The sequence below is a fragment of the Klebsiella sp. GW_Kp181 genome (assembly GCF_040062315.1).
Lineage (GTDB): Bacteria > Pseudomonadota > Gammaproteobacteria > Enterobacterales > Enterobacteriaceae > Klebsiella > Klebsiella oxytoca.
The window spans coordinates 21,398-42,679 of sequence record NZ_JBEAFR010000082.1; the positions used below are offsets into that span (position 1 = coordinate 21,398).

The 21,282-nt window shown below is 53.4% G+C and carries 25 protein-coding genes and 1 other annotated feature; of the genes, 17 read left to right on the forward strand and 8 right to left on the reverse strand.

The features are described from left to right. Positions 1-101 precede the first annotated feature (101 nt). Positions 102-398: a YciI family protein gene (locus tag ABLV11_RS22990; RefSeq protein WP_004103089.1), complete on the reverse strand. Its 297-nt coding sequence runs from the start codon at positions 396-398 to the stop codon at positions 102-104. Positions 399-609: 211 nt separating this feature from the next. Here ABLV11_RS22990 and tonB point away from each other — a divergent pair, with 211 nt between their 5' ends. Continuing rightward, the gene (gene tonB / locus ABLV11_RS22995) at positions 610-1,347 is read left to right on the forward strand and encodes a TonB system transport protein TonB (RefSeq protein WP_126489246.1); all 738 of its coding nucleotides are present in this window, start codon (positions 610-612) and stop codon (positions 1,345-1,347) included. A gap of 19 nt (positions 1,348-1,366) precedes the next feature. Here the strand turns inward: tonB and ABLV11_RS23000 are convergent, their stop codons facing one another. The 3 genes from ABLV11_RS23000 to pfkB all read right to left on the reverse strand — a co-directional run bounded on the left by ABLV11_RS23000 (position 1,367) and on the right by pfkB (position 3,652). Then, the gene (locus ABLV11_RS23000; RefSeq protein ID WP_004103085.1) at positions 1,367-2,239 is read right to left on the reverse strand and encodes a fructosamine kinase family protein; all 873 of its coding nucleotides are present in this window, start codon (positions 2,237-2,239) and stop codon (positions 1,367-1,369) included. Between the two features lie 106 nt (positions 2,240-2,345). Then, positions 2,346-2,630 carry a type V toxin-antitoxin system endoribonuclease antitoxin GhoS gene (gene ghoS, locus ABLV11_RS23005; protein ID WP_004103083.1) on the reverse strand — a complete coding sequence of 95 codons (285 nt, stop codon included), beginning with the start codon at positions 2,628-2,630 and terminating at the stop codon, positions 2,346-2,348. 92 nt (positions 2,631-2,722) lie between these two features. Continuing rightward, positions 2,723-3,652 (reverse strand): 6-phosphofructokinase II, encoded by a 930-nt coding sequence (gene pfkB, locus ABLV11_RS23010; protein ID WP_126489245.1) that lies wholly within the window; start codon positions 3,650-3,652, stop codon positions 2,723-2,725. Between the two features lie 286 nt (positions 3,653-3,938). On the opposite strand from pfkB, the gene ABLV11_RS23015 reads away from it, so the two are divergent. The 12 genes from ABLV11_RS23015 to btuC all read left to right on the forward strand — a co-directional run bounded on the left by ABLV11_RS23015 (position 3,939) and on the right by btuC (position 13,988). Then, positions 3,939-4,697, forward strand: coding sequence for a YdiY family protein (locus ABLV11_RS23015; protein ID WP_024274361.1), 759 nt, complete (start codon positions 3,939-3,941; stop codon positions 4,695-4,697). A gap of 270 nt (positions 4,698-4,967) precedes the next feature. Continuing rightward, complete coding sequence (locus ABLV11_RS23020; RefSeq protein ID WP_004103077.1) at positions 4,968-5,201, forward strand: hypothetical protein; 234 nt, start codon at positions 4,968-4,970, stop codon at positions 5,199-5,201. A gap of 441 nt (positions 5,202-5,642) precedes the next feature. Beyond that, entirely contained in the window at positions 5,643-7,571 is a 1,929-nt protein-coding gene (thrS, locus tag ABLV11_RS23025) for a threonine--tRNA ligase (protein ID WP_004102966.1), read from the forward strand. 3 nt (positions 7,572-7,574) lie between these two features. Beyond that, positions 7,575-8,117, forward strand: coding sequence for a translation initiation factor IF-3 (gene infC / locus ABLV11_RS23030; protein WP_052746887.1), 543 nt, complete (start codon positions 7,575-7,577; stop codon positions 8,115-8,117). Positions 8,118-8,213: 96 nt separating this feature from the next. Then, positions 8,214-8,411, forward strand: a complete 198-nt coding sequence (gene rpmI / locus ABLV11_RS23035; protein WP_001124225.1) for a 50S ribosomal protein L35 — start codon at positions 8,214-8,216, stop codon at positions 8,409-8,411. A gap of 50 nt (positions 8,412-8,461) precedes the next feature. Continuing rightward, a complete protein-coding gene (rplT, locus tag ABLV11_RS23040; protein ID WP_004102963.1) occupies positions 8,462-8,818 on the forward strand; it encodes a 50S ribosomal protein L20 in 357 nt (118 codons plus the stop codon). A 117-nt stretch (positions 8,819-8,935) separates the two neighbouring features. Continuing rightward, positions 8,936-9,061 (forward strand) — a sequence feature (Phe leader region). After that, positions 8,941-8,985, forward strand: a complete 45-nt coding sequence (pheM, locus tag ABLV11_RS23045) for a pheST operon leader peptide PheM (RefSeq protein WP_001386830.1) — start codon at positions 8,941-8,943, stop codon at positions 8,983-8,985. It overlaps the preceding feature by 45 nt. Then, positions 9,003-9,173: a hypothetical protein gene (locus tag ABLV11_RS23050; protein ID WP_153675267.1), complete on the forward strand. Its 171-nt coding sequence runs from the start codon at positions 9,003-9,005 to the stop codon at positions 9,171-9,173. 41 nt (positions 9,174-9,214) lie before the next feature. Then, positions 9,215-10,198 carry a phenylalanine--tRNA ligase subunit alpha gene (gene pheS / locus ABLV11_RS23055; RefSeq protein WP_004102962.1) on the forward strand — a complete coding sequence of 328 codons (984 nt, stop codon included), beginning with the start codon at positions 9,215-9,217 and terminating at the stop codon, positions 10,196-10,198. A gap of 15 nt (positions 10,199-10,213) precedes the next feature. Continuing rightward, the gene (gene pheT, locus ABLV11_RS23060; RefSeq protein WP_224329717.1) at positions 10,214-12,601 is read left to right on the forward strand and encodes a phenylalanine--tRNA ligase subunit beta; all 2,388 of its coding nucleotides are present in this window, start codon (positions 10,214-10,216) and stop codon (positions 12,599-12,601) included. A gap of 4 nt (positions 12,602-12,605) precedes the next feature. Next, complete coding sequence (gene ihfA / locus ABLV11_RS23065) at positions 12,606-12,905, forward strand: integration host factor subunit alpha (protein ID WP_004102960.1); 300 nt, start codon at positions 12,606-12,608, stop codon at positions 12,903-12,905. Positions 12,906-13,001: 96 nt separating this feature from the next. Continuing rightward, on the forward strand, positions 13,002-13,988 hold the full coding sequence (btuC, locus tag ABLV11_RS23070; protein WP_163530438.1) for a vitamin B12 ABC transporter permease BtuC: 987 nt from the start codon (positions 13,002-13,004) through the stop codon (positions 13,986-13,988). 57 nt (positions 13,989-14,045) lie between these two features. Here btuC and ABLV11_RS23075 read toward each other — a convergent pair whose 3' ends face one another. Then, the gene (locus ABLV11_RS23075; RefSeq protein WP_004102954.1) at positions 14,046-14,846 is read right to left on the reverse strand and encodes a MetQ/NlpA family lipoprotein; all 801 of its coding nucleotides are present in this window, start codon (positions 14,844-14,846) and stop codon (positions 14,046-14,048) included. Positions 14,847-15,071: 225 nt separating this feature from the next. On the opposite strand from ABLV11_RS23075, the gene ABLV11_RS23080 reads away from it, so the two are divergent. The 4 genes from ABLV11_RS23080 (at position 15,072) to selO (ending at position 18,612) form a co-directional block, all read left to right on the forward strand. Continuing rightward, complete coding sequence (locus tag ABLV11_RS23080) at positions 15,072-15,623, forward strand: glutathione peroxidase (RefSeq protein WP_016808815.1); 552 nt, start codon at positions 15,072-15,074, stop codon at positions 15,621-15,623. After that, the gene (gene btuD, locus ABLV11_RS23085) at positions 15,623-16,372 is read left to right on the forward strand and encodes a vitamin B12 ABC transporter ATP-binding protein BtuD (protein ID WP_004113605.1); all 750 of its coding nucleotides are present in this window, start codon (positions 15,623-15,625) and stop codon (positions 16,370-16,372) included. Before ABLV11_RS23080 ends, btuD begins: the two co-directional genes overlap by 1 nt. Before the next feature lie 81 nt (positions 16,373-16,453). Beyond that, complete coding sequence (locus tag ABLV11_RS23090) at positions 16,454-16,918, forward strand: NlpC/P60 family protein (RefSeq protein WP_004102948.1); 465 nt, start codon at positions 16,454-16,456, stop codon at positions 16,916-16,918. A 251-nt stretch (positions 16,919-17,169) separates the two neighbouring features. Continuing rightward, complete coding sequence (gene selO, locus ABLV11_RS23095) at positions 17,170-18,612, forward strand: protein adenylyltransferase SelO (RefSeq protein WP_105890400.1); 1,443 nt, start codon at positions 17,170-17,172, stop codon at positions 18,610-18,612. 34 nt (positions 18,613-18,646) lie between these two features. Here the strand turns inward: selO and hemP are convergent, their stop codons facing one another. From hemP to ABLV11_RS23110, 3 genes are all read right to left on the reverse strand, one after another. Continuing rightward, complete coding sequence (hemP, locus tag ABLV11_RS23100; RefSeq protein WP_160886036.1) at positions 18,647-18,826, reverse strand: hemin uptake protein HemP; 180 nt, start codon at positions 18,824-18,826, stop codon at positions 18,647-18,649. Between the two features lie 166 nt (positions 18,827-18,992). After that, a complete protein-coding gene (aroH, locus tag ABLV11_RS23105) occupies positions 18,993-20,039 on the reverse strand; it encodes a 3-deoxy-7-phosphoheptulonate synthase AroH (RefSeq protein WP_064344585.1) in 1,047 nt (348 codons plus the stop codon). A gap of 154 nt (positions 20,040-20,193) precedes the next feature. Continuing rightward, entirely contained in the window at positions 20,194-21,027 is an 834-nt protein-coding gene (locus tag ABLV11_RS23110) for a pyruvate, water dikinase regulatory protein (protein WP_004102943.1), read from the reverse strand. Positions 21,028-21,282: the final 255 nt, after the last annotated feature.

Below are 21,282 nucleotides of genomic sequence, written 5' to 3' on the forward strand. Positions count from 1 at the left end.
TGGCGACCATTGCGTACTCGCGGACACGGAAGCGTCCTCTCATGAACGATCGCCATAGATAAAACTTTTAACGCACTCTTATTGCCTAAAAATTTTAGATTCTAAAAGACTTTCTTATACGGTTTGACCGACACTTTCTGATAAACCCCTGCGGCAATATAGGGATCGTCATTGGCCCATGATTGCGCCGCTTCCAGTGATTCAAATTCCGCAATGACCGTTGAGCCGGTAAAGCCCGCCGCGCCGGGTTCATTACTGTCTACGGCAGGCATTGGGCCTGCGGTCAGTAAACGACCTTCATCATGTAATAATTGCAAACGCGCCAGGTGGGCGGGACGTACCGACGTCCGTTTTTCCAGAGAGTCGGCGATATCTTCAGCGTAGATAACGTAAAGCACGGCATGGCTCCTTATCAATAAATTGGCGAATCACGTTAAGTGAAACCGTCGTTGACTGCAATGCAAAGATGCTGACGATCCTCAGAATGCCATGCTCCGGAGGCTTTTTGTCAGAAAACAGGGCAAATTTTGATACAAGCCAACAACCTTAGTTGAATATGATTGCTATTTGCATTTAAAATCGGGACATCATTTTTCAACAGAAACGACTATGAGCGCAATGACCTTTGATTTACCTCGCCGCTTTCCGTGGCCTACGCTACTGTCCGTGGTTATCCACGGCGGTGTTGTCGCGGCGTTGCTCTATACTTCGGTACATCAGGTTATTGAACGGCCTTCGCCATCGCAACCCATTGAGATCACTATGGTAGCCCCGGCAGATCTGGAACCGCCTCAGGCGGCGCAGCCGGTCGTAGAACCCGTTGTTGAACCGGAACCCGAGCCTGAGCCGGAAGCGCTTCCGGAACCGCCAAAAGAGGCGCCGGTGGTTATCCATAAACCGAAGCCTAAACCGAAGCCAAAGCCTAAACCAAAGCCGGAAAAAAAAGTTGAGCAACCGAAGCGGGATGTAAAACCGGCGGAGACGCGCCCGGCCTCGCCGTTTGAAAATGCAAATACGGCGCCAGCGCGTACCGCGCCGAGCACTTCAACCGCTACCGCTAAACCAACCGTCACGGCGCCTTCGGGACCGCGGGCGTTAAGCCGCGGAGAGCCGACCTATCCGGCACGTGCCCAGGCGCTGCGGATTGAAGGAAGCGTACGGGTTAAGTTTGACGTGACAGCGGATGGGCGCGTGGATAACGTGCAGATCCTTTCGGCCCAGCCAGCCAATATGTTTGAACGTGAAGTGAAAAGCGCCTTACGCAAATGGCGCTATGAGCCGGGTAAACCGGGGAGCGGTATTACCATGACTATTCAGTTCCGCATGAAAGGTGTTCAAATTAACTAACCCGCAGAAACAAGGCCCCTTACGGGGCCTTTTCCATTAAGACGTCATCAAGCGCTTTTTGGGCCGTCACCAGGTGCTGGCCGCCAAACAGGATAGCCCGATTCAGCAGCGTATAGAGCTGGTAAATTGGCTGCCGCTCGAGAAAACCGGACGGCAGCGGCGAAACGGATTGATAGCCATCGTAGATTTGCGGCGGCTGTTCCGGATGCAGCGGCAGCATCGCCAGATCGCACTCGCGATCGCCCCAGTAGCAGGCCGGGTCGAAAATGTATGGCCCGTCAGGCCCGAGCGCGCAGTTACCGGACCATAAATCGCCGTGGAGCAGCGACGGCTGCGGTTGATGATTGCTCAACCGCTGCTGGACGGTATCGACAAGACTATCGATATCGCCAAAATGCAGACCTTTCTCGGCGGCCAGCTCCAGCTGCCAGCCTATGCGTTGTTCGGCGAAGAACGTAGACCAGCGACGTTGCCAGGCGTTCGGCTGAGGCGTTGTGGAAAGGTCGTTGTCAAAATCCAGACCAAACTGCGGTTGGTCGCTCCATTGGTGTAAATGGGCGATTTGCTGGCCTAACAGGAAAGCGCTGTGCGCATCCAGCGGGCGAGGAGGGAGGTATTCCATCACCAGAAAGCTGTAATCCCGGTCGCTGCCTACGGCAAAAACCTGCGGTACGTTCACGGTTTTGCTGCGTGACAGTAGCTCAAGCTGGTCTGCCTCGGCCGTGAAGATGGGTAAAAGCTCACGTTCGTCGCACTTTACGAAGTAATCCCTGCCGCCGAAGCGTAAATGCCAGGCCGCGTGGATCTCGCCACCGGGTAGTTCGTTGCGCAGTTCGATTTCAGCTGCTTCGGTATGCAAATCGCTTAATAATTTGCCGATCGCTTGCCACATGCCGTCTCTCCCCATGTTTGCCAACTTTTCATAAGGTTAGCGCATAACCCAGGCGCAAAATTCGAACTGACGCACAACTGAACGTTTTCTGTCGCGTCAATCGCACTTATTGAGCTTTTAACCACTCGCTGAATGTGGCAACGGTAACGTCGACGGTTCTTCCCAGCGCAGTTTCGGCTAAACCCGCGCTCAAGGCTTTGACCTCTTCGGCATTCTGCATGGAAAGCAGACCAAAAACGTTGGTTCCCAACTCGTGGGGGTTGCCTTCATCATCGTTTAAAACCAGGGTAAATCCGGCGCGAGTCAGGTGATTACTAAGCTCATTAATTTCCGTTAACGTCTCTTCGTGAAAACGAACCGTGACCACCCAGGCAGTAATTTCGCTACTCATTTTTCACCCCATTGTTATCCATGGCTTTTTAGCATAGACCATCCTGTTGATTTGGCGACTCCCCCTGTAAAGACAGAGGGAGTGAGGCGTAATCAACCGCGCAGGTAGTCGTAGATTTTTTGCGTATTTTCCAGCGAGCAAAGGCGGGTGCCCTGATTTATCGTTGCCGCGCTACCCGCCGCCACCCCAAAGCGAACCATATCTTCAAGTGAGGCATTTTCCGCCAGCCTTAACGTCATGGCGCCGACCATGCTATCGCCGGCGCCGACGGTGCTCTGGCTTTTCATCGGCGGCGGTACGACCTGGACACTTCCATTTATATCAACACCCAGCGCCCCCTGTGCGCCCAAAGAGACGACAACGCGCTGGACTTTGCCTGACCGAATAAGCTCCTGCGCGGCAAGACGCACATCATCCGGTTGGCTCAGGTCCCGCTGTACCAGCGCGCTGAGCTCTTTCTGGTTCGGCTTAACCAGCTCGATATTGCCGACATTAAGCGCGGCGGCAAGCGCATCGCCGGAACTATCAACAATACAGCGCAGGCCATGCTGCTGAGCGTTTTTGACCAGCTGCGTCAGGTTTTCGACGCTGATGCCCGGCGGCAGGCTTCCGCTAATCACCAGCAACGAGCCTGGAGCAATGGCGAGAACTTTTTGCTCCAGAAGATGAAGCTCTTCTTTGGTTAACGCCGCGCCCGGCATCACGAAACGATACTGTTCGCCGCTGACGTTCACGTGAACGTGAAGATTCTGTCGCGTCCAGTCATGGGTTTCTACCGTATCGACGGGAACATGCTCATCCGTCAGCAGCGCGGTCAGATGTTCACCCGTTGCGCCGCCGACGGGAAAGATAGCGGTGGCGCTGCCGCCAAGAAACGTGATGGCTCGCGCCACGTTAATACCGCCGCCTCCGGGTTCAAATACGGGGGCGCTACAGCGCAGCTTGCCTTCCGGGTAAATTTGCGGGGTTTGCGTGGCGCTGTCGAGCGAGGGGGCTAACGTGAGCGTATAGATTTTGGTCATCCGGTTTCCTCCATAATACGAATTTAGCTGCTCTGATTTTAAGCATGGCACTTAAAGGAGGTGAGGGAAAGCCGCAAGTGATTTTCGCCGGGCCTGGCTTTTATCTTTATGAAATAAAAATTGTTTTAAGAAGGGTCTTATACAAAAAACGAAAGAGTAATTGATTGCTAAGTTAATCGTGCTTTTTTATAATTTACTCCCTTTCCTGGAGCGGCAATCTGCGATCCTCGCGAAAGTTTCCGGGACCCTCCTGGTCTCCTTATAGGTTGTACGGACTTAAAATTAAATGAAGCTTTTGAAGACAGTACCCGCAGCGGCAATGCTGGCGGGGGGGCTCTTTGCGTCTGCATACGCAATGGCCGATGATTCCGTTTTTACTGTCATGGATGACCCTTCTTCTGCCAAAAAACCTTTCGAAGGAACTGTTAACGCCGGCTATCTGGCGCAGTCCGGCAATACGAAAAGTTCCTCAATGACCGCAGACTCCACGTTGACCTGGTATGGCAATACGACCGCATGGTCGCTGTGGGGAAATGCCAGCAATACATCGTCAAACGATCAGCGCTCTTCGGAAAAGTACGCGTTGGGTGGACGTAGCCGGTATAACCTGACCGATCAGAACTATATCTTTGGCCAGGCCAGCTGGCTGACCGATCGTTACAATGGCTATCAGCAGCGTGATGTGTTCACCGCGGGTTATGGTCGGCAGATCATGAATGGTCCGGTACACAGCCTGCGTTTCGAATTCGGTCCCGGCGTGCGTTACGACGAGTATACCGATGGAGATAACGATACCCAGCCTCTGGGCTACGCTTCCGGCACTTATGCCTGGCAGATGACCGATAACGCCCGATTTACCCAGGGCGTTTCGGTATTCGGCGCTGAAGATACGACGCTGAACTCGGAAAGTGCATTGAATGTGGCGATCAATGCGCATTTTGCGCTCAAAGTGGCCTATAACCTGACGTGGAACTCGGAACCGCCATCCTCGGCACCGGAACACACCGATCGTCGTACAACGCTATCGCTCGGATATAAAATGTAATATTTTCAGGCCGGATATTCCGGCCTGTTTGTTTTAAATTTGGCATAAAGTGGCATTATTATTTTTGGTCTCTTGTTTTGTTTTTTATAAAAAGAACCGGCCTTCATAATTTCCTCATAATTGTCTTTTTGCTGACAAATATGCAGTTAATTTGACACGAAAAGATAAATATTGGGTCGGACAAAAATGTGATCTGGATCTATACTGTGGAACACAGGCGGAGATAACGATTCCGTTCTATTACCTGAAACAAATAAGAGAATGACTATCATGAGAAATAGCAAAATCGCACTCGCGGCCGTGATGCTGTGCACGCTGTCTTTTGGCGCATTTGCCGCCGCTCCCGCACCGCAGCCGGGTAATAACGATCATACGCAAGTTGGCATTGCTAAAGCCACCGATGTCGAAGCGGGTTCCAACATTGCGCCGGGTTCACAATCAACCGGGCAGTCAATGAACGATGCTTTTGATGTTCATAAACTTGTTGCCGGGGAATGGTCCTGATATTTCATCACCATTTAACATCCCCCTTTAATTATTTCGTGAAGCAGCAAACCGGGTAATGTTGTACCGGTTTTGCTTTGCGCGTTTTCGGTTAAACATTCACTATTTATGTGAAATCATAAATATCCTTTATGGGTCATCCCGTCCTGCGTTGTGCATCTTGTTGCGAAAGAATTACGCTGCGTTAGTCGCGCCCCCCTTTTTTTTCCCATCAACAATAACCATTTAGTCTCATGTGACTTTAATCACGCAGTAATGATGTGTAAACTAACCGTCGGTGTTATCAACAGGCGGCTGCAGGTGGGTACGCGTCGGTGAACGAGCGTGCGCATATTTTCGCAGAGTGAAGCGGGAACTGAGCCGGAACATGTTGATAATTATGATTATATTGTTTTGTATGTGCTCTTTCGTGTGGGGCACCACTGCAAATAAGGACATGAAATGCCTGTAATTACGCTTCCTGATGGCAGCCAACGCCATTTTGATCATGCTGTGAGCCCGATGGACGTCGCTTTGGATATTGGCCCCGGTCTGGCGAAAGCCACCATTGCGGGTCGTGTCAACGGCGAGCTGGTCGACGCCTGTGACTTAATTGAAAACGACGCGACGCTCTCTATCATCACCGCGAAAGATGAAGATGGTCTTGAGATTATTCGTCACTCCTGTGCGCACCTTTTAGGGCACGCAATTAAACAGCTGTGGCCAAATACCAAAATGGCGATCGGCCCGGTTGTCGACAATGGTTTTTACTATGATGTCGATCTGGACCATACCCTGACCCAGGAAGATATCGACGCGCTCGAAAAGCGTATGCACGAGCTCGCCGAGAAAAACTACGACGTCATTAAGAAGAAAGTCAGCTGGCACGAAGCGCGTGAAACCTTCGTGAAGCGCGGCGAGAGCTATAAAGTCTCCATTCTTGATGAAAACATTGCTCATGATGACAAACCCGGTTTGTATCATCATGAAGAATATGTCGATATGTGCCGTGGACCGCATGTGCCGAATATGCGTTTCTGCCATCACTTCAAACTGATGAAGACCGCTGGCGCCTACTGGCGCGGCGATAGCAACAATAAAATGCTGCAGCGCATCTACGGGACCGCATGGGCAGATAAAAAAGCCTTAAATGCCTATCTGCAGCGTCTGGAAGAAGCCGCTAAGCGCGATCACCGTAAAATCGGCAAGCAGCTCGACCTGTATCATATGCAGGAAGAGGCGCCGGGTATGGTATTCTGGCATAACGATGGCTGGACTATCTTCCGCGAACTGGAAACTTTTGTGCGTTCTAAGCTGAAAGAGTACCAGTATCAGGAAGTTAAAGGTCCGTTTATGATGGACCGTGTGCTGTGGGAAAAAACCGGCCACTGGGACAACTATAAAGATGCGATGTTCACCACGTCTTCTGAGAACCGTGAATACTGCATCAAGCCGATGAACTGCCCGGGTCACGTACAGATCTTCAACCAGGGTCTGAAATCCTACCGCGATCTGCCGTTACGTATGGCTGAATTCGGTAGCTGCCATCGTAACGAACCGTCAGGCGCGCTGCATGGCCTGATGCGCGTACGTGGCTTTACTCAGGACGACGCCCATATCTTCTGTACTGAAGATCAGGTTCGCGATGAAGTGAACGCCTGTATTCGTATGGTCTACGATATGTACAGCACCTTTGGCTTCGAGAAAATCGTCGTCAAACTGTCGACTCGCCCGGAAAAACGCATCGGTAGCGATGAGACCTGGGATCGTGCTGAAGCGGATCTGGCCGTTGCGCTGGAAGAGAACAACATCCCGTTTGAGTATCAGCTGGGTGAAGGCGCGTTCTACGGTCCGAAAATTGAATTTACCCTGTATGACTGCCTCGATCGTGCATGGCAGTGCGGTACTGTACAGCTGGACTTCTCCCTGCCGCAGCGTTTAAGCGCCTCTTATGTGGGTGAAAATAACGAACGACAGGTTCCGGTAATGATTCACCGCGCAATTCTTGGTTCGCTGGAGCGCTTCATCGGCATCCTGACCGAAGAGTTTGCGGGCTTCTTCCCGAGCTGGCTTGCGCCGGTGCAGGTTGTGGTCATGAATATTACTGATTCTCAGGCTGAATACGTTAACGAATTGACGCGTAAACTACAAAATGCGGGCATTCGCGTAAAAGCAGACTTGAGAAATGAGAAGATAGGCTTTAAAATCCGCGAGCACACTTTACGTCGTGTCCCTTACATGTTGGTCTGTGGCGACAAAGAGGTAGAAGCCGGCAAAGTCGCCGTGCGTACCCGTCGTGGCAAAGACTTGGGCAGCCTGGACGTAAATGAAGTTATCGAGAAGCTGCAACAAGAGATTCGCAGCCGCAGTCTAAAACAACTGGAGGAATAAGGTATTAAAGGCGGAAAACGAGTTCAAACGGCACGTCCGAATCGTATTAATGGCGAGATTCGCGCCCTGGAAGTTCGCTTAACTGGTCTGGAAGGCGAAGCTTTGGGTATTGTGAGTCTGAGAGAAGCAATCGAAAAAGCTGAAGAAGCTGGAGTAGATTTAGTTGAAATCAGCCCTAACGCCGAACCGCCAGTTTGTCGTATCATGGACTACGGCAAGTTCCTTTATGAAAAGAGCAAGTCTTCTAAGGAACAGAAGAAAAAGCAAAAAGTTATCCAGGTTAAGGAAATTAAGTTCCGTCCTGGCACCGACGATGGCGATTATCAGGTAAAACTCCGCAGCCTGATTCGCTTTCTGGAAGATGGCGATAAGGCCAAGATCACGCTGCGTTTTCGCGGCCGTGAGATGGCCCACCAACAGATCGGTATGGAAGTGCTTACCCGCGTCCGTGACGATCTGAGTGAACTGGCAGTAGTCGAATCCTTCCCAACGAAGATCGAAGGCCGCCAGATGATCATGGTGCTCGCTCCTAAGAAGAAACAGTAAGGCCTTCAAGTAGCAATGTCTGTGGAGCCTGCGGGTTCCACAGCCGTTGTTCGCCTATGTTTCGTTTATTAACAATGCGAAGTGGAAGTTATTAAAATGCCAAAAATTAAGACCGTACGTGGTGCTGCTAAGCGCTTCAAAAAAACCGGTAAAGGTGGTTTTAAGCACAAGCACGCTAACCTGCGTCACATTCTGACCAAAAAAGCTACCAAGCGTAAACGTCACCTGCGTCCGAAAGCCATGGTTTCCAAAGGCGATCTGGGCCTGGTCATCGCGTGCCTGCCGTACGCATAAGTCGTTAACCCTTTTAACTTTTTAATTAGAATAGATACAGGAGAGCACATATGGCTCGCGTAAAACGTGGTGTAGTTGCCCGTGCACGTCACAAGAAAATTTTGAAACAAGCTAAAGGCTACTACGGTGCGCGTTCTCGCGTATACCGCGTTGCCTTCCAGGCTGTTATCAAAGCTGGTCAGTACGCTTATCGTGACCGTCGTCAGAAAAAGCGTCAGTTCCGTCAACTGTGGATTGCGCGTATCAACGCAGCAGCACGTCAGAACGGTATTTCTTACAGCAAATTCATCAACGGCCTGAAAAAAGCCTCTGTTGAAATCGACCGTAAGATCCTGGCTGACATCGCAGTATTCGACAAATTAGCGTTCACCGCGCTGGTCGAAAAAGCGAAAGCAGCTCTGGCATAAGCCAGTTGAAAGAGGGAGCTTGTCTCCCTCTTTTCGTTTCAAGACTATCAATACATTGACTTTTATTCGCGTAAGCTTTTCAATATCGTTCTTACGTTTTTACCAGACAAGGTAATGCAAGCATGAATGCTGCTATTTTCCGCTTCTTTTTTTACTTTAGCACCTAAACTCAGGAGGCTAGCGCGTGAAAGAAGAAACGGAAAACAGCGCCAAAAAGCCTCCCACTGTGGAGGCTTTTTTTGTATCTGAACTGGCTTGTTCTATTTCAAGCCCCAGACGAGTGGCTGGCCCTGGTCATTCTGACAACGGGCGGATTGCCCGCCGTCTGCGGCTCGAAATAGTGAGAGCAAAATAATAACCATAACCGGTGTCTGCACCGACATAATGAGGAAAACCATGTCACATCTCGCAGAGCTGGTTGCCAGTGCGAAGGCAGCCATTAACGAGGCATCAGATGTTGCTGCGCTGGACAACGTCCGCGTGGAATACCTGGGTAAAAAAGGTCTCCTGACCCTTCAGATGACGACCCTGCGTGAGCTGCCTGCTGAAGAGCGTCCGGCAGCCGGTGCGGTTATCAACGAAGCGAAAGAGCAGGTCCAGCAGGCGCTTAACGCGCGCAAGTCAGCGCTCGAAAGCGCAGCGCTCAACGCGCGTCTGGCCTCGGAAACCATTGATGTCTCTCTGCCGGGGCGTCGTATCGAGAACGGTGGCCTGCATCCGGTGACCCGTACCATCGACCGTATTGAAAGTTTCTTCGGTGAGCTCGGTTTTACCGTCGCGACTGGCCCGGAGATCGAAGATGATTATCACAACTTCGATGCGCTGAATATTCCAGGCCACCACCCGGCACGCGCTGACCACGACACTTTCTGGTTTGATGCCACGCGCCTGCTGCGCACGCAAACATCAGGCGTACAGATCCGCACCATGGCTAATCAGCAGCCGCCAATCCGCATTATTGCCCCCGGCCGCGTGTATCGTAACGACTACGATCAGACGCATACCCCGATGTTCCATCAGATGGAAGGTCTGATCGTTGACACTAACATCAGCTTCACCAACCTGAAGGGAACGCTGCACGATTTCCTGCGTAACTTCTTTGAAGAAGACCTGCAGATTCGTTTTCGTCCGTCCTATTTCCCGTTCACTGAGCCGTCTGCAGAAGTTGACGTAATGGGTAAAAACGGTAAATGGCTGGAAGTGCTCGGCTGCGGTATGGTGCATCCAAACGTGCTGCGTAACGTGGGCATCGATCCGGAAATCTATTCCGGCTTTGCCTTCGGCATGGGTATGGAGCGTCTGACCATGCTGCGCTACGGCGTGACCGACTTACGCGCGTTCTTCGAAAACGATCTGCGTTTCCTCAAACAGTTTAAATAAGGGCAGGACAGAACAATGAAATTCAGTGAACTGTGGTTACGCGAGTGGGTTAACCCGGCTATCGATAGCGAAGCGCTGTCGGATCAGATAACGATGGCCGGCCTTGAGGTTGACGGCGTAGAGCCGGTGGCGGGCAGCTTTAACGGCGTTGTCGTTGGCGAAGTGGTTGAGTGCGCTCAGCACCCGAATGCCGATAAACTGCGCGTCACAAAAATTAACGTCGGCGGAGAACGTCTGCTGGACATCGTCTGCGGCGCGCCAAACTGCCGTCAGGGCCTGAAGGTTGCTGTTGCTACCATCGGCGCCGTTCTGCCGGGCGATTTTAAAATTAAAGCGGCAAAGCTGCGCGGCGAACCGTCGGAAGGCATGCTGTGCTCCTTCTCCGAACTGGGAATTTCCGACGATCACAGCGGTATTATCGAACTGCCTGCCGACGCACCGCTGGGTACCGATATTCGTGAATACCTGAAGCTTGACGATAACACTATCGAAATCAGCGTCACGCCAAACCGTGCCGACTGCCTGGGAATTATCGGCGTGGCCCGCGATGTTGCCGTGCTCAACAAGGCGCCTTTGAATGTCCCGGAAATGGCTCCGGTTGCCGCCACCATCGACGATGTTCTGCCAATCCAGGTTGACGCGCCGGAAGCGTGTCCTCGCTATCTGGGGCGTGTGGTAAAAGGCATCAATGTCAAAGCGCCGACGCCGCTATGGATGAAAGAGAAGCTGCGCCGCTGCGGTATTCGCTCCATCGATGCCGTGGTTGACGTGACCAACTACGTTCTGCTTGAGCTCGGTCAACCTATGCACGCATTCGATAAAGACCGCATTGAAGGCGGAATCATCGTACGTATGGCGCATGAAGGTGAAACGCTGGTTCTGCTTGACGGCTCCGAGGCGAAGCTGGATAGCGATACTCTGGTTATCACTGACCACCAGAAAGCCCTCGCCATGGGCGGTATTTTCGGCGGCGAGCACTCCGGCGTAAACGATGAAACGCAAAACGTTCTGCTGGAATGCGCGTTCTTTAGCCCGCTATCTATTACCGGCCGCGCCCGCCGCCATGGCCTGCATACCGACGCTTCGCACCGCTACGAGCGCGGCGTGGACTCCGCGTTGCAGTATCAGGCAATGGAGCGTGCTACCCGCCTGCTGATGGATATTTGCGGCGGTGAAGCGGGCCCGATTATTGACGTTACCAATGAAGCGACTCTGCCGAAACCTGCGACCATCCGTCTGCGCCGCAGCAAACTGGATCGTCTGATTGGCCATCACATTGAAGATACGCAGGTTAGCGACATTCTGCGTCGTCTGGGCTGTGAAGTTACCGAAGGACAGGATGAGTGGCATGCCGTGGCGCCGAGCTGGCGTTTCGACATGGAGATCGAAGAAGACCTGGTTGAAGAGGTTGCCCGCGTCTATGGCTATAACAATATTCCTGATGAACCGGTACAAGCGGGCCTGATTATGGGCACCCACCGCGAAGCGGATCTGTCGCTTAAGCGCGTGAAAACGTTGCTTAATGACAAAGGCTACCAGGAAGTGATTACCTATAGCTTTGTCGATCCGAAAGTACAGCAGTGGATCCACGCCGGCGAGGAAGCGCTGATTCTGCCGAGCCCGATCTCCAGCGAAATGTCGGCGATGCGCCTCTCCTTGTGGACCGGTCTGTTAGCAACGGTGGTCTACAACCAGAATCGTCAGCAGAACCGCGTACGCATCTTTGAGAGCGGTTTACGCTTTGTGCCTGATACCCAGGCTCCGCTGGGTATTCGTCAGGATCTGATGCTGGCTGGCGTTATCTGCGGCAACCGCTATGAAGAACACTGGAACCTGGCAAAAGAGACCGTCGATTTCTATGATGTAAAAGGCGATCTTGAATCTGTACTCGACCTGACCGGTAAGCTGTCCGACATCGAATTCCGTATCGAAGCTAATAATGCGCTTCATCCGGGCCAGTCGGCAGCGATTTATCTGAAAGGTGAACGTATTGGTTTTATTGGGGTTGTTCATCCCGAGCTGGAACGTAAACTGGATCTGAACGGTCGCACTCTGGTATTTGAACTGGAGTGGAACAAGCTTGCAGACCGCGTGGTGCCTCAGGCGCGTGAAGTTTCTCGCTTCCCGGCGAACCGTCGCGACATCGCCGTCGTTGTGGCAGAAAACGTTCCCGCTGCCGATGTTTTAGCCGAGTGTAAGAAAGTTGGCGTAAATCAGGTAGTTGGCGTAAACTTATTTGACGTGTACCGCGGCAAGGGCGTAGCGGAAGGTTTCAAGAGCCTCGCTATCAGCCTTATCCTCCAGGATACCAGCCGTACACTCGAAGAAGAGGAGATTGCCGCTACCGTCGCCAAATGTGTAGAGGCATTGAAAGAGCGATTCCAGGCATCATTGAGGGATTGAACCTATGGCGCTTACAAAAGCTGAAATGTCAGAATATCTGTTTGATAAGCTTGGGCTTAGCAAGCGGGATGCCAAAGAGCTGGTAGAGTTGTTTTTCGAAGAGGTCCGTCGCGCTCTGGAAAACGGGGAGCAGGTAAAGCTCTCCGGGTTCGGCAACTTCGATTTGCGTGATAAAAACCAACGCCCGGGCCGTAACCCGAAAACGGGAGAGGATATCCCTATTACAGCCCGGCGAGTGGTGACTTTCAGACCTGGCCAGAAGCTAAAAAGCCGCGTCGAAAATGCGTCACCCAGAGACAAATAATCTGAACTAACTAAAAAGGCCGCGATGCGGCCTTTTTTCTTTTCTTCGCCGAATACCGTAAAATCAATCACATCCTTTTCCCCGATGCAGAAATCTATGCTGACCTTTGCTCAAATTCAACGGCGCCGCAGCCGGCGCTGGCTTGCCGTATTAACCTTGCTGCTGCTGGCTACGTCGACCATTAGCCTGTGCGCGGGCGACCAGTGGATTGGCCCCGGCGAATGGTTTAGCGCCAAAGGTGAGCTGTTTATCTGGCAGATACGTCTGCCGCGCACCCTGGCCGTTCTGCTGGTGGGCGCCGCGCTGGCGCTTTCCGGGGCGATTATGCAGACGCTGTTTGAAAACCCGCTGGCGGAGCCCGGCCTGCTGGGGGTCTCAAACGGCGCTGGAGTCGGCCTGATTGCTGCCGTATTGCTGGGAAAAGGACTGCTTCCTGGTTGGGCGCTGGGGCTGTGTGCAATCGCGGGCGCGCTGGTCATAACCTTTATTTTGCTACGTTTTGCCCGGCGGCATCTGTCTACCAGCCGTCTGCTGCTGGCGGGTGTGGCGCTCGGTATTATTTGTAGCGCGCTGATGACCTGGGCAGTCTATTTCTCTACCTCTTTCGATCTCCGCCAGCTGATGTACTGGATGATGGGCGGATTTGGCGGCGTAGACTGGCAGCAGCTGTGGTTGATGCTGGCGCTGCTGCCGGTACTGGCCTGGGGATGCCTGCAATCGCAGCCGCTTAATTTGCTCGCGCTGGGGGAGGTTTCAGCGCGTCAACTGGGGCTTCCGCTGTGGTTATGGCGAAAGGTGCTGGTGGTCGCGACCGGTTGGCTGGTGGGCGTCAGCGTGGCGCTGGCCGGAGCGATTGGCTTTATCGGTCTGGTTATCCCGCATATTCTGCGTTTATGTGGTTTGAGCGATCACCGCGTACTGCTTCCGGCTTGTCTGCTGGCGGGCGCCAGCGCGCTGCTGGGGGCGGATATCGTCGCGCGGCTGGCGCTATCCGCGGCGGAGCTGCCTATTGGCGTAGTGACCGCCACCCTGGGGGCGCCGGTGTTTATCTGGTTATTGCTTAAATCAGGCCGCCCGCATTAACGGGCGGCCATACAGACAGGGGCTGGCTTGTTGCCGCCTCTGTATGCGGCCGATCCATTACCAGCCCTTAATCGCATCGCCTTTATAGACTTCCGCTGCCTTGTCGGCAACGGCTTGCGTCTGGAAGGCCTCTTTCAGTTCCTGAACTTTTTTACTGTCTTTATTATCTTCGCGCGCAACAATGGCGTTGACGTACGGAGAATCGGGCCCCTCCATAAATAACCCGTCGCGAGCGGCGGACAGACCAGCCTGCGCGGAGAAATTGGTATTAATAATCGACAGGGCGACGTTCGGATCGTCAAGCGTACGGGTCAGCTGCGGCGTGTCGACTTCCACAATCTTCAGCTGCTTAGGATTATCAATAATATCCAGCGTCGTCGGCAGGTAGCCTGTCCCGTCTTTCAGCTTGATTAAGCCCTGCGCCTGTAGCAACAGCAAACTGCGGCCCAGGGTGGTGGTTTCGTTAGAAATGGAGATCGTCGCGCCGTCAGGCAGTTCGCTAATGTTTTTGATTTTCTTCGAGTAAGCGGCGATCGGGAAGACGAAGGTTTTACCGACAATCGCAAACTTATAGCCGCGTTCTTTTGATTGCGCTTCAAGGTAAGGCAGCGTCTGGAAGGCGTTAGCATCAACGTCTTTATTGTTTAACGCTTCGTTCGGCAGGACGTAATCATTAAAAGAGATGACCTCCACGTCGAGGTTGTATTTCTCTTTAGCCACCTGTTCTACGACTTTCCAGATAGCCTCATCCGGCCCGGTATTGATCGCGACTTTAACTTTATTATCTTCATCCGGCGAACAGGCCGATAACAGCGCGACGGAGGCCGCAATTAACACGGTGCTAAACATCTTTTTCATCAACAAAACTCTCTCAAATTAACAATTAACGAAATGCTATTACATCCATTCACCACTGTACACTGAATTGCTCTGTACCGGTGTTGAGATGAATTCATGTTGCGCGGCCTGTTACATCAAGAGACACTCCAGGGCGATTCCAGGTAGAATGCCCTGGTCTGAATCCGCTACAGTAGATAGAGATCACCTGAAGCAGTCACCGGTTTTATTCACTGAGGGAAGGCTATGCAACACGATATTCTTAATACTGAAGTCACCACTATCGATGGTGAGAAAACAACGCTTGCTCCGTGGGCAGGCAAAGTGCTGTTGATCGTTAACGTTGCGTCAAAATGCGGCCTGACGCCGCAGTATGAGCAACTGGAAGCGCTGCAAAAGGATTTAGAAAGCGAAGGTTTCAGCGTGCTGGGCTTTCCCTGCAACCAGTTTTTGGGGCAGGAGCCGGGCAGCGAAGAGGAGATTAAAACGTTCTGCAGTACGACTTACGGCGTGACCTTCCCGATGTTCAGCAAAATTGACGTCAACGGCGAACATCGCGCGCCGTTGTATCAAAAGCTGATTGCGGCGGCGCCTCAGGCCGTTGCTCCAGCAGGCAGCGGTTTCTATGAACGCATGGCCAGTAAAGGCCGCGCGCCGCTGTATGTCGACGACATTCTGTGGAACTTTGAAAAATTCCTGATTGGCCGCGACGGCCAGGTTATCGGTCGTTTCTCTCCGGATATGACGCCGGATGACCCGCAGCTGGTGGCCGCTATTAAAGGAGCATTAGCGAAATAATGCCGTTTTTGATGCAGCTACAGGATGTCGAAGAGCCTGGACGGCTGGCGCCGTTTTCAGCCGATATCAGACCGGGAGAGATTATTCATCTGGTGGGGCCAAACGGGGCGGGGAAAAGCACATTGCTGGCACGTATGGCGGGGCTCTCTACCGGCCCGGGGCAGGTAAGACTGAATGAACGTCTTCTGAATGACTGGCCGGCGCAGGAGCTGGCGCGTCATCGCGCCTACTTAAGCCAGCACCAGATGCCGCCTTTCGCCATGCCGGTCTGGCATTACCTATCGCTGCATCTGCAGAACGAGGCGCAAAACGGACTCCTGACGGCCATTGCGCAGAAGCTGGGCTTAGGCGATAAGCTTGGACGTCAGGTGAATCACATCTCCGGTGGGGAGTGGCAGCGCGTGCGCCTGGCGGCGGTGATACTGCAGATTCATCGTCAGGCTAACGCGTCCGGTCAACTGCTACTGCTGGATGAACCGATGAACAGCCTGGACGTGGCGCAGCAGGCCGCGCTCGATCGACTGCTTAGCGATCTCTGCGCATCAGGCATTGCCATCGTCATGAGCAGCCACGATCTTAATCATACTCTCCGGCACGCCCACAGCTCCTGGCTTATCTGTCAGGGGCAAACTATCGCCTGCGGCAGCACCGCGGAGGTGTTAAGCGAGGAGAATTTAACCGCTGCCTATGCCATGGAGTTTCAGCGGGTTGAGGTGGCGGGTCATCTTATGCTCGTTGCGTCACAGTAGTACGCAGTCAGCTTGCCAGCGAATTGATAAACAAGGTAAATTATTCCGATAACCGGATAGGGAACAGAGGATTCGTCTGAGATGCGTTTCTGGCTCGTTTTGTGCGTTGCGTTATTTCTCGCGGGTTGTAGCAGTCACCGTGCACCGCCGCCAAATCCGCGGCTGGCTGATTCGATTACCGTCGTTGCCAACCTGAATGAGCAGTTAAGGAACTGGCGGGGAGCGCCGTATCGCTACGGCGGAATGTCGCCGCGCGGCGTTGATTGCTCGGGGTTCGTGCTGATGACGTTTCGCGATAAATTTGCGTTACAGCTGCCGCGCGAAACCCGCGAACAGGCGGAAATCGGCACTAAAATCGATAAGAGCGAACTGCTGCCCGGGGATCTGGTCTTCTTCAAAACCGGATCCGGCGAGAGCGGTCTGCACGTCGGTATTTACGACACGGATAACCAGTTTATTCACGCTTCCACCAGCCAGGGCGTCACGCGTTCATCGCTGGATAATGTCTACTGGCATAAAAATTTCTGGCAGGCGCGCAGGATCTAACGTTAGCTAATGAGCAGGGACCCCCTGTCTCCCTGCTCATCATGGCAAAGCGGCTGAGAGATAGCGCTCCATGCTTGCCGATTCAGCTATCCCCCCCAAATTAGACCAGCCGATCCGCGTCTCTTCCCGGTACGCTACCGGGCGATGGCAGAAGCGTGCTAAATCCCCGTGCGGCTTATTATTGCAATAACCCCGCACTCGCCCCGTGTTAATAATTTGTTGAAGGCACTACACTGAAGGCAGGAGGAAACATGACCCTGTCTTTTACTACCCACTGGCGTGATGAACTGCCGGATTTTTACACTGCATTAGCCCCCACGCCGCTGGAGAACGCGCGCCTTGTCTGGCATAACGCGCCGCTGGCGCAAGAGCTGGGCATTCCCGAGTCGTTGTTTAACCTGGACAAGGGCGCTGGCGTATGGGGCGGCGAAGCGCTGCTGCCGGGGATGTCGCCGTTGGCGCAGGTCTACAGCGGCCACCAGTTCGGCTCGTGGGCCGGACAGCTCGGCGACGGGCGCGGTATTCTGCTCGGCGAACAGCAGTTGGCCGATGGCCGCCGCGTTGACTGGCACCTGAAGGGCGCCGGGCTGACACCCTATTCGCGCATGGGAGACGGGCGGGCGGTGCTGCGCTCAACGATCCGCGAAGGCCTGGCCTCGGAAGCGATGCATGCGCTGGGTATTCCCACCACCCGCGCTCTGGCAATGGTCGCCAGCGATACGCCGGTGTACCGCGAAACCGTCGAGCAAGGGGCAATGCTGATGCGCCTGGCGGAAAGCCACGTGCGTTTTGGCCATTTTGAGCACTTTTACTATCGCCGCGAGCCGCAAAAAGTGCAGCTGCTGGCGGATTATGTGATTCGCCACCACTGGCCTCATCTGCAAAATGAAGCGGATAAATACATTGTGTGGTTCAGGGATGTTGTCACCCGAACCGCGGAGATGATTGCCAGCTGGCAAACGGTCGGCTTCGCCCACGGGGTGATGAATACCGATAATATGTCGATCCTCGGACTGACGATGGATTACGGCCCGTACGGCTTCCTTGATGATTTTCAGCCTGGCTTTATTTGCAATCATTCCGACTATCAGGGGCGCTATAGCTTTGATCATCAGCCGGCGGTAGGACTATGGAATCTGCAGCGCCTGGCGCAAGCGCTCTCGCCGTTTATCAGCGCGGAAGCGCTGAACGGCGCGCTGGATGACTACCAGCACGCGCTGCTGACGGCATATGGCCGGCGTATGCGCGACAAGCTGGGATTATTGACCCAGCAAAAAGGGGATAACGAGCTGCTGGACGGCCTGTTTACTCTGATGGAGCGCGAGGGCAGCGACTATACGCGGACCTTCCGGATGCTAAGCCTTAGCGAGCAGGAGAGCGCCGCCACGCCGCTGCGCGACGAATTTATTGATCGTGAGAGGTTCGATAGCTGGTTTGCCGCTTATCGCGCGCGCCTGCGCGATGAACAGATTGACGATGCGCAAAGGCAGGCGCAAATGCGCAGCGTGAATCCGGCTATCGTGCTGCGCAACTGGCTGGCTCAACGAGCCATTGAGCAGGCAGAGCAGGGGGATATGCGTGAACTGGAACGTCTGCATAGCGCACTTTCTCAGCCCTTTGTCGATCGCACGGATGAGTATAGCCAGCGTCCTCCGGACTGGGGAAAGCGCCTTGAAGTGAGCTGCTCGAGCTAATCACCATTCTCCCTGCCTCTACCGGCGGGGAGCATTATTTGGTCAGGATCAGCTTGCCCGAATGAGTCTGACGCAGCAGATAGCGCTGACCGCCATGTTCAATCACTACCCGTCCTTCGCTGCCTAATAATGTCCGGCTGCTTATCTCTTTGTCCGTCGGAACGGGATACGGGGCATTGTCTTTTGTTTTTTCTGCTGTGGCAGTGTTATCCATACGCGTCATAGCACTAAAAATAAAAATCAAGGCAACAATGATAATCATTATCAATAATGTTGTTTTTGACGGCAAGCTTTATTTAACGCATTACCAGATTTAGCAGGTGTCCGGCCGGACATTGGCGAGAAAAATCTCCCCGCCGCGATCGCGACGGGGAAGGGAGCTAGAGGCGGGTGGCGGTTGCGGCGGCTAATTCATCCAGCAGCCGCTCGCTGTCTTCCCAACTCAAGCAGGGATCGGTAATCGATTGTCCCCAGGTCAGCGGCTGGCCGGCAACGACCTTTTGCGTACCTTCCTTAAGGAAGCTTTCGGCCATGATCCCGGCGATTGCGGTCGAGCCCGCGCGGATCTGCTGACATATATCGGCGCAAACTTCCAGCTGACGGCGATGCTGTTTCTGGCAATTACCGTGGCTAAAATCCACCACCAGTTGTTCCGGCAGGTCGAACTCTGCCAGCGCTTCTCCGGCGGCGGCGATGTCGGCAGCGTGGTAATTCGGTTTTTTACCACCGCGCATAATAATATGGCCGTACGGATTCCCGCTGGTCTGATAGATGGTCATCTGGCCCTGCTTATCCGGCGACAGGAACATATGGCTGGCGCGGGAAGCGCGGATGGCGTCAACGGCGATACGGGTATTACCATCGGTACCGTTTTTAAAGCCCACCGGGCATGAGAGCGCAGAGGCCATTTCGCGATGGATTTGGCTCTCGGTTGTACGTGCGCCGATCGCGCCCCAGCTAATCAAATCGGCAATAAACTGTCCGGTCACCATATCGAGAAACTCGGTAGCGGTGGGGACGCCGAGCTCGTTCACCTGCAGCAGCAGGCTACGCGCCAGTTCAAGGCCGTGATTCACCCGGTAGCTGCCGTTCAGGTCGGGGTCGGAGATCAGCCCCTTCCAGCCAACCACCGTACGCGGCTTCTCAAAATAGGTGCGCATCACGATTTCCAGCTGCGGCTGATAGCGTTCGCGCATACCCTGCAGTCTGCGCGCATACTCCATCGCCGCATCAGTATCGTGAATGGAACAGGGACCGATCACTACCAGCAGGCGGCGATCTTCACCGTTGAGAATTTTTTCGATTCGGCGGCGCGAAGCAGAAACGTGGGCGGCAACATCGGGGGACACGGGGTGCCGTTGCGCCAGTTCCGCGGGCGTTACCAGGCTTTCAATGCGCGCGGTACGCAATTCGTCTGTTTTATTCATTGGGGTCTCAAAAATCTGTTTCTTCCGCGGCGAAAATGCCGGGAAGTGATGCGCATCACGATAAACCAATCCCTGCTTATTGCAAGAGCAGGGCATGATCCTGTATAGGCCACGGGTGATAGCATAAACAAATTTTTGATATCGTACTAGTGTGTTAGTACATTCTGCGGCTTAGCCCCATAATATCCATGATTTTGGTGGCGATCTCTTCAACGGAGTAATTGGTACTGTTCAGGCAAGGAATTTTATTTTTGCGATACAGCGCTTCAACTTCGGTGACTTCCATCCGGCACTGGCGCATAGAAGCATAGCGGCTGTTTTCCCGTCGCTCTTCGCGGATGGCCGCCAGCCGCTCCGGATTGATAGTTAAGCCGAATAGTTTGTGCTGGAGCGGCTTAAGCGATGCCGGCAGAATCAGATTGTCCATATCATCGGCGATAAACGGGTAGTTGGCGGCGCGGATACCGTACTGCATCGCCAGGTACAGGCTGGTAGGCGTTTTCCCGCAGCGCGAAACGCCGAGGAGGATCACCTGGGCCTGATCGAGGTTGCGCAGCGAAATCCCGTCATCATGAGCAAGGGTGTAGTCGATAGCGGCGATACGCGCGTCGTATTTGTTCAGATTACCCGGGGTCAGGCCGTGGGTGCGGTGAGCGATTGGCGTCGGGTCCAGGCGTAGCTCCTGCTGCAGGGGGGCCACCAGCGCCTGAACAATATCCTGACAAAAGCCTTCGCTTTGCACGATGATATCGCGGATCTCCGGCAGCACGATGGAATAGAACACCAGCGGTCGAATACCGGTCTGCTGGAAGATGGCGTCAATTTGTTCCTTCACGGCGCGCGCGCGGCTGATATTTTCGACAAACGGCAGGGTTACGCTGCTGGTGGCTACCGGGAATTGCGACATGACCGCATGACCCAGAACTTCCGCCGTAATAGCGGTACCGTCGGAAATATAAAATACGTGGCGATCTACAGCACTTTCCATTTTGACCATCCGGTATAAAGAGTTTAATTAGCTGAAAGCAGATATTAAATTTAAGCATATCACTCCAGGCTTTGTCTCAAATTTAAAAAGTGAAACGCTATTTTTATTTTTAATGAAAAGGTTGGTTCATTTTTCGCAACTGCGTATCTTTTGTATCAAATTTCATCAGATTTTAGAAGAATCATTGGCTTAGCTATATCCGGAAAAGAATCCTAAAAACGAAAAAATAATTTGCTTGAACGATTCACCGTTTTT